Origin of the sequence: Delftia sp. JD2 (genome assembly GCF_001682645.1) — a bacterium.
GTDB classification, from domain to species: Bacteria; Pseudomonadota; Gammaproteobacteria; order Burkholderiales; family Burkholderiaceae_C; genus Comamonas; species Comamonas acidovorans.
The window spans coordinates 1-8,154 of the sequence record NZ_LFJT01000108.1 but is presented as its reverse complement, the minus strand read 5'-3'; the positions used below and the strand labels follow the sequence as shown (position 1 = coordinate 8,154).

7 protein-coding genes are annotated in these 8,154 nt (G+C 69.3%); all 7 read left to right on the top strand.

The window, feature by feature from the left end; all coding sequences use genetic code 11:
* Nucleotides 1-1,077: TonB-dependent siderophore receptor (locus tag ACM14_RS29635; protein ID WP_139093526.1), on the top strand; the 1,077-nt coding region annotated here is incomplete at its 5' end.
* A 119-nt stretch (nucleotides 1,078-1,196) separates the two neighbouring features.
* Nucleotides 1,197-1,703: a sigma-70 family RNA polymerase sigma factor gene (locus ACM14_RS29630; protein WP_012205109.1), complete on the top strand. Its 507-nt coding sequence runs from the start codon at nucleotides 1,197-1,199 to the stop codon at nucleotides 1,701-1,703.
* A complete protein-coding gene (locus ACM14_RS29625) occupies nucleotides 1,682-2,686 on the top strand; it encodes a FecR domain-containing protein (RefSeq protein WP_065348124.1) in 1,005 nt (334 codons plus the stop codon). Before ACM14_RS29630 ends, ACM14_RS29625 begins: the two co-directional genes overlap by 22 nt.
* 89 nt (nucleotides 2,687-2,775) lie before the next feature.
* A complete protein-coding gene (locus ACM14_RS29620) occupies nucleotides 2,776-5,220 on the top strand; it encodes a TonB-dependent receptor (protein ID WP_065348123.1) in 2,445 nt (814 codons plus the stop codon).
* Between the two features lie 88 nt (nucleotides 5,221-5,308).
* Entirely contained in the window at nucleotides 5,309-5,812 is a 504-nt protein-coding gene (locus ACM14_RS29615; RefSeq protein ID WP_013802807.1) for a sigma-70 family RNA polymerase sigma factor, read from the top strand.
* Between the two features lie 5 nt (nucleotides 5,813-5,817).
* Nucleotides 5,818-6,801 (top strand): FecR domain-containing protein, encoded by a 984-nt coding sequence (locus ACM14_RS29610; RefSeq protein WP_065348122.1) that lies wholly within the window; start codon nucleotides 5,818-5,820, stop codon nucleotides 6,799-6,801.
* A 141-nt stretch (nucleotides 6,802-6,942) separates the two neighbouring features.
* Nucleotides 6,943-8,154, top strand: a 1,212-nt coding sequence (locus ACM14_RS29605) for a TonB-dependent receptor (protein WP_139093525.1), incomplete at its 3' end; no start/stop codon positions are given.

Genomic DNA, 8,154 nt, shown 5'->3' with positions numbered 1-8,154 from the left:
ACCAGCATGTCGGGCCAATTCGCGGCGGCCGGCCTGCAGCATGAACTCATCGTGGGGCTGGACTACAACCGCAGCCGCTCCAGTTTCGACTCCTATATCGCCGACGGTCCGCAGCTGGACATCTACCGGCCCGTCTATGGCAGCTTCATCGACACCTCGCTGCTGCAGCCCGATGCGCTGCGCGATGAGCGCGCCCAGCAGGCAGGCCTCTACGTGCAGGACCGCATCCGCAAGGACCGCTGGGTGCTGGCCCTGGGCGGACGCCACGACTGGAGCCGCCTGGAGCAGTCCAGCCGCCTGGCCGACCCCGTGTCCACCAGCGTGCGCAAGCCCAAATCCTTCACGGGCCGCGTGGGCCTGACCTATCTTGCAGACAACGGCGTGGCGCCCTATGTCAGCTACAGCGAGTCGTTTGTCCCTCTGATGGGCGCTGACCGCAACGACCGGCCCTTTGATCCGGAAACCGGCAAACAGGTCGAGGTCGGCGTCAAGTACTCGCCCGACGAACGCAGCAGCTTCACGCTGGCCGCCTTCGAGCTGCGCCGGCAGAACGTGCTCACCACCGACCCCGAGAACGTCCGCTATTCCATACAGCAGGGCGAAGTGCGTTCTCGCGGCATCGAGTTCGAGGCGGCAGTCCAGCCCACGCGCGGGCTCAAGCTCCTGGCCGCGCTGACCTACAACCCCGTCAAGGTGACCCGGGCCCAGCCAGACCAGTGGGGCGGCAACGTGCAGGGCAAGTCGCCTTACGAAGTGCCCCGCAAGATGGCGTCGGCCTGGATGGACTATGCCTTTGGGGGCGACCTGCTGGGGCTGGGAGCGGGCGTGGGGGCGCGCTACATCGGCTGGAGCTGGGGCGATGCGGACAACAGCTTCCGCGTACCGTCGTTCACCCTGGTGGATGCCTCGCTGCGCTATGACCTGGGAAAGATGCGCAGTGACTGGCGCGGGGCCAGCGTGAGCCTGACGGTGAAGAACCTGTTCGACAAGTACCACACGGCGTCGTGCTTTTCCGCCAATGCCTGCAACTACGGCGAAGCGCGCAACATGGTGGTTCGGTTCGGGTACATCTGGTAGGCCTTGCGCCATCAGGCCGGTCGAAAGCGCTCTCGCACGCTCCCTGGCATGGATACAATCGAATAAGAATGATTCTTGTTTGATTGCGGGCCCCGCCCCCAAGGGAATCGGGACCTGCCATGCCATCCGCCTCCACCCCCCAGCACCGAGAAGCCGCCTCCCTGTACACCGCCCACCATGGCTGGCTGCAGGGTTGGCTGCGCCGCAGGCTGGGCAACGGGGCGGATGCGGCGGACCTGGCGCAGGACACCTTCGTGCGCATCCTGGGCGTGCGCGACCTGGCCGGTGTGCAGGAGCCGCGTGCCTACCTGACCACGGTGGCCAAGGGCGTGCTCGTCAACTGGTACAAGCGCCAGGCGCTGGAGCGGGCCTACCTCGAAGCCCTGGCCGCGCTGCCCGAGCCCGTGGCGCCTTCGCCTGAGCAGCGCGCCCTGGTGCTGGAGACCCTGCACGAGATAGACGCCATGCTGGACGCGCTGCCGCCCATCGTGCGGCGCACGTTTTTGCTGTCCCAGCTGGACGGCATGAAGTACGAGGACATCGCGCAGCAGCTGGAGGTCTCGCTCACCAGCGTCAAGCGCTACATGGCCCAGGCGTTTCGCCAATGCCTGGTGGCAATGGCGTGATGGAGACGCCCCTGCAAGCGCGCGTGCTCGACGAGGCCGCCGAATGGCTGATGCGCCTGCACGACAGCGGCGCCACCGATGCCGACCGCGCCGCCTGCGAGCGCTGGCGCCAGGCCGACCCACAGCATGCCCTGGCCTGGGAGCGTGCCGAGCGGCTGCTGGGCAAGTTGGGCGGCCTGCCTGCAGCGCTGGCCATGCCGGCGCTGGACCGGCCCCGAAGCCACCGCGCCCAGCGCCGCGCCGCCGTGGCCCGGCTGGCCGCGCTGCTGGCCGTGGCGCCTGCAGGCTGGCTGGTATGGAGTGCGGCGGACCAGCGCGGCTGGGGCGCCGACCTGCGCACCGCCACCGGCGAGCGCCGCACCGAGCATCTGGCCGATGGCAGCCGCCTCATGCTGGACACGGCCAGCGCGGTGGACATCCGGTTTGATGGCGCACTGCGCCTGCTCACCCTGCGCCAGGGCGCGATTTCCATAGAAACGGCGGCCGATACCGCCACACCGCGCCGCCCCTTTGTCGTGGACACCGCCCATGGCCGGCTGCGCGCCCTGGGCACCCGCTTCACCGTGCGGCAGGAGGGGGGCAGGGCGGACGGCGGCCCCGTGCGCCTGGCCGTGACCGAGGGAGCCGTGGAAGTGACGCTGCGTGGCGCCGCCAGCCCGGCGCTGGTCGTTCAAGCCGGTCAGCAAACGGTATTGCGAGCGGGGGAGGTGACCGCGCCCCAGCCCCTGCAGCCCGAAGCCACGGCCTGGACCCACGGCATGCTGATGGCCGACGCCATGCCGCTGGCCGCGTTCTGCGCCGAACTGTCGCGCTACCGGCCCGGCCTGCTGCAGTGCGCGCCCGAGGTGCGCGCGCTGCGCGTGTCCGGCTCCTTCCCCCTGGGCGATACGGACCGGACGCTGACCATGCTGGCCTCCACCTATCCCGTCGACGTGCAGACGCGCATGCGCGGCTACTGGATCACCGTGGTCGCCAGGAACTAGAAAAATCGAGGCAGGGTGACACTTTTTCGGATCTCGGCTGGCAACGGGGAAAGAGCTTCTTTCTTCACCGCCTCCAAGGACCGATTTCCATGCCTGCCGTACCCATGCCGCATCCCGTCTTCCATCCCCTGGCGCATGCCGCCCGACTGGCCCTGCTGGGCATGGCATTGGCCGCAGGCGCCGTGCAGGCGGCCGAACCGGCCCCCGCAGCCCAGACCTACCAGATTGCGCCCGGGCCGCTGGGCCGCACGCTGGCCGGCGTGGCCACGGCGGCGGGTATTTCGCTGTCCTTCGATCCTGCGCTGACCGAAGGGCTCACCAGCCCGGCCCTGTCCGGCCACTACGCGCCGCAGCAGGCGCTGCAGCGCCTGCTGGCCGGCAGCGGGCTGGACATGGTGGCGCGCAGCGATGGCAGCTATACGCTGCGCAGGCAGGCGACCCAGGCCGTCCAGGCGGCAGGCGCCACCGCGCTGGGCGAGGTGCTGGTCACGGCGCAGGCCGAGCGCAGCGCCGTGACGCAAGGATCGGGCAGCTATGCGGCCACCGGACCCAGCAGCACGGCGACACGGCTGGGCCTGTCGCAGCGTGAGACCCCGCAATCGCTGAGCGTGATCACGCGCGAGCAGATCGATGACCGCGGTTTTCAGTCGCTGGAGGAGGTTGCCCTGGATGCCACGGGCCTGAGCACACGCCAGATCGGAGGCGGAGAACGCACGCAGTTCTTCCTGCGGGGTTTCGAGGTCAACTCTTTCCTGGCCGATGGCGTGCCGCTGGCCTTCGACTACGACACGCAGGGCCTGGCCACCATGGCCATGTACGACCGCGTGGAGGTGCTGCGCGGCGCTGCCGGACTGATGACGGGCACGGGCAATCCGTCCGGCACCATCAACCTCGTGCGCAAGCGCCCCACGGATGTCCCTCAGGTCTCGCTGACGGGCAGCCTGGGCTCCTGGAACAACCTGCGCGGCGAAATCGACGCGTCCGGCCCGCTCAATGCGGCCGGTACGCTGCGAGGCCGCGCCGTGGTGGCCCTGCAGGATACGGACACCTTCAAGCGGGCGTACCGCCATGAGCGCCAACTGGTCTACGGCACGCTGGAGGCCGATATCGCCCCGCGCACGCGGCTGAGCCTGGGCGGCTACTACAACAGGGAAGACAACCCCGGCGCCGACTGGAACGGCCTGCCCACGCGGCGTGACGGCAGCTTCTACCCGCTGCCGAGATCGGCGCGCGTGACGCCTGACTGGGCCTACTGGAACAAGGAAAACGCCAGCCTCTTCGCTGAACTGGAGCATGGCCTGGGCAACGGCTGGAAGACCCAACTGACCGCACGCGTGCTGCAGGCGAAGATGGACATGCTGGGGACCTACCTGTATCCGCTGGAAGATTCCGCCGACTTCGGCCAGGGCGTGGGAGCCTATGCCTACAAGAAGACCCAATACAGTCTCGACGCCTTCGCGCAGGGGCCCTGGCAATGGTTGGGCCGTACCCATGAAATGGTCTTCGGTGCCAGCGTGAGGCAAAACAGCGACGACGACGGGCCTGGCGGGTGGCCGTCGGACTACCAGCAGATCGTGGACCCCATGACCTGGGACCCGGGCTCCGTTGCCCGGCCGGCCATCAACACCCTGTGGTCGCGGCGCGGCCACCAGCGGCAGCTGGGTGCCTACGGAACACTGCGGTTGAGCGTCGCGCAGCCCCTGACCGCGCTGCTGGGCGCGCGCGTGGATTCCTACTCCTACGACATGCTCACGCGCTCGGGGGAATGGAGCGATTCCAGCAGGTACCGGGTCCATGACCGCATCACGCCCTATGCAGGCCTGGTCTATGCGCTGGACAGCCGGCATTCCGCCTATGCCAGCTGGACCGGCGTGTTCCAGCCCCAGAGCAACCAGGGCGCCAGAGGCGCGCTGCTGGACCCGGTGACGGGACGCAACCTCGAGCTTGGCATCAAGGGCGAGTACGCCCAGGGCCGGCTGCAGGCCAGCGCGGCGCTGTTCCAGATCAACCAGAAGAATCTGCCGCTGCAACTGCCGCAATCGCAGTGCAGTCCCAATGTGGCGTCCTGCTATGCGCAGACCGGAGAGGTGCGTAGCAGGGGGGTGGAGTTCGAGCTGGCGGGTGCCGTCACGCCCTCCCTGCAGCTGATGGCCGGCTACACCTACAACAGGGCGCAGCATGTCCGCGACTCGGACGTCGCCAAGGCCGGCACGCCCTATGACACCCAGACCCCGCGCCATCTGCTCAAGCTGTCGGCCCGCTACCAGCTGCCGGGCGCCTGGCAGCGCTGGTCCCTGGGCGGATCCGTGCGCACGCGCAGCGAGACCCGCTCGGCCGGCTACGGCGTGCGCCAGGGGGGCTATACGCTGGTGGACCTCACGGCGAGCTACCAATTCAGCCGGCAGCTGGATATACGGCTGAACGTCAACAACCTCACGGACAAGTACTACTACCAGGCCATTGGCAGCACCCAGGACAACAACCATTTCGGGGCGCCGCGCAATGTGCTGCTGACGGCGCGCTACCGCTTCTGAAACAGAGACAGGTTGGCATGGATACAATCGAATAAGAATGATTCTTGTTTGATTGTGGGCCCCGCCCCCAAGGGAATCGGGACCTGCCATGCCATCCGCCTCCGCCCCCCAGTACCGAGAAGTCACAGCCCTGTACCTGGCCCACCACGGCTGGCTGCAGGGCTGGCTGCGCAAGAAGGTGGGCAATGCCTTCGACGCGGCCGACCTGGCGCAGAGCACCTTCCTCAAGGTGCTGGGCGCCAAGGGCCTGGACCAGCTCCAGGAACCGCGCGCCTACCTGACCACCATTGCGCGCAACCTGCTGATCAACCAGGTGCGCCGCCGCGCCATCGAGCAGGCCTATCTCGATGCCCTGGCCGCCATGCCCGAGCCTGTGGCGCCGCCGCCCGAGGTCCGGCTCATGGTGCTGGAGACCCTGGTGGAGATAGACCGCCGCCTGGGCCGCCTGCCCGCGCTGGCCAAGCAGGCCTTCCTGCTGGCCCAGCTCGAAGGGCTCGGCCATGGCGAGATCGCTGCCGAGCTGGGGATTTCCGTCTCCACCGTCAAGCGGCATCTGGCCAAGGCGGCCATGCGCTGCTTCTTCCCGGAGTAGGCGGCATGCAGGCGTTCCCTTCCGCTTCTTCCCCCATTTCTGCCGAAGTGGCCCGCCAGGCCGTGCAATGGTGGCTGCAACTGAACTCCGGCAAGGCCCAGGCCCGGCAGCACGCTGGCCTGCAGCGCTGGCGTGCGGCCAGCCCCGAGCATGAGGCCGCCTGGCAGCGCATCGAATCCATGGGCAGCCAGATGGCCGGCATTCCCATGCCGCTGGCGCGGGCCGCATTGGCCGCGCCCGGCTCGGCCGGCAGGCGCCGTGCGGTGCAGGCGCTGGCCGTGCTGCTGGTCTCGGGCGCAGGCTCCGCGGCCGTCGTGCGCTCGCAGGCCTGGCGCGGCTGGACGGCCGACCAGGTGGCTGCCGTGGGCGAGCAGCGCCGGCTGCCGCTGCCCGACGGTGGCAGCGTGGTGCTCAACACCGGCAGCGCCCTCAATCTGCGCTACGGCGCGGCCGAGCGCGTGCTGGAGCTGGTGCGTGGCGAAATCCTCGTGCAGACCGCGCCGGACAGCCTGCACCGTCCCTTCATCGTGCAAACCGCCATGGGCGCCGTTCAGGCCCTGGGCACGCGCTTCACGGTGCGCGAGCGCGAGTCCGGCGTTGAAGTGGGCGTGCTGCAAGGCGCCGTGCAACTGCGGCCCGCGCATGCCCCGCATGCCGCGCAGCGCATCAATGCAGGAGAGCAGGGCACGTTCACGGCCCAGCAGGCCGTGCACTCCGGCGCGCTGGACACGGCGGCCAGCGCCTGGGCCGAAGGCATGCTCGTGGCCTCGCGCATGCGGCTGGAGGATTTCCTGGCCGAACTGGGCCGCTACCGGCGCGGGCGCCTGGGCTGCGACCCGGCCGTGGCCGGCCTGCACGTCTCCGGCGCCTACCCGCTGGCCGACACCGACCGCGTGCTGGCCGCGCTGACTTCCTCGCTGCCCGTGGAAATCCACTCCTTCTCGCGCTACTGGGTGATGGTGCGGCCTGCCGGGGCGGCCAAGGCATGAGCGGCACGGCCGGCATGAAGGCCTTCGCACTTTCCTGAAAAAAATCTGAGCTGATTTGCCGACGATGGCTGTCAACAGAGACAGGAGCGCACCGCAGCGTGCGCCAACGCTTCTCTACAACCATTGCAACAAGGCCTTTCCATGCGCCCTCAGACCATGCGCCAGAACTCCATGCGGCAGACTGCCGCCTCCACCGTCCGCCCATCCCCGGCGGCCCCGGCGTTACGTCCGGTGGCGCTGGCGCTGCAGGTGCTGTGCGCGGGCACGCTGGCGGGGGTGGCCGCCGCGGGCGCCCTGGCTCCGGCACAGGCCTGGGCGCAGCCGGCTGCCGGTGCTTCGCAGCAACGCCAGTACGACATTGCCGCCGGCCCGCTCGAAAGCGTGCTCAACCAGCTCGGGCGCGAGGCCGGCGTGCTGGTCACCTTCGGCTCGGCCGTCACCGAAGGCTTGCGCAGCGGCGGCGTGAGCGGGCGCTTCACCGTGGAGCAGGCGCTGGACCGCGCCTTGCTGGGCACGCCGCTGGCGGCCGTGCGCTCGGCCGGTGGCGGCTACACCTTGCGCGAGATGCCCGTGGTGCCGGCCACCTCCGGCGCGGCGGGTGCTGCGGGTGCGGCAGGCGCGGGGTCCTCCCAGACACTCAGGACCGTGCTGGTCACGGCCTCGGCCCAGGCCAGCCCCACCACCGAAGGCTCGGGCTCCTACACCACGCCGGCCACGGCGGCGGCCACGGGCCTGAGCCTGTCGCTGCGCGACACGCCGCAGTCCGTCAGCGTGCTCACGCGCCAGCAGATCGAGGACCAGGGCCTGCTCTCGCTCAATGACGCCATGCGCAGCGTCACCGGCATCCATGTCGTCAGCTCGGACAGCGACCGCTCGGACTTCTACTCGCGCGGCTTCTACGTGGACAACCTGCAGTACGACGGCGTGCCCACCTCCATCGGCCTGTCGTTCTACGGTGACTCGGGCACCGATACCACCATCTATGACCGCGTCGAAGTGGTGCGCGGCGCCACGGGCCTGCTCACGGGCGCGGGCAATCCGTCGGCCTCCATCAACATGGTGCGCAAGCACGCCAACAGCAAGGTGTTCACGGGCTCGGCCTCGGCCAGCGTGGGCTCGTGGAACCACCATCGCGGCACGGTGGACCTGTCCATGCCGCTGACGCAGGACGGCCGCATCCGCGCGCGCGTCGCAGGCATGGCCGAAGAGCGCGACTCCCATGTGGATCTCTACCACGCGCGCAAGCAGGTCTTCTACGGCGTGATCGACGCCGACCTCACGCCCGACACCACGCTCAGCGTGGGCGCCGACTACCAGGCCAACCGGCCCACCGGCTCGACCTGGGGCGGCCTG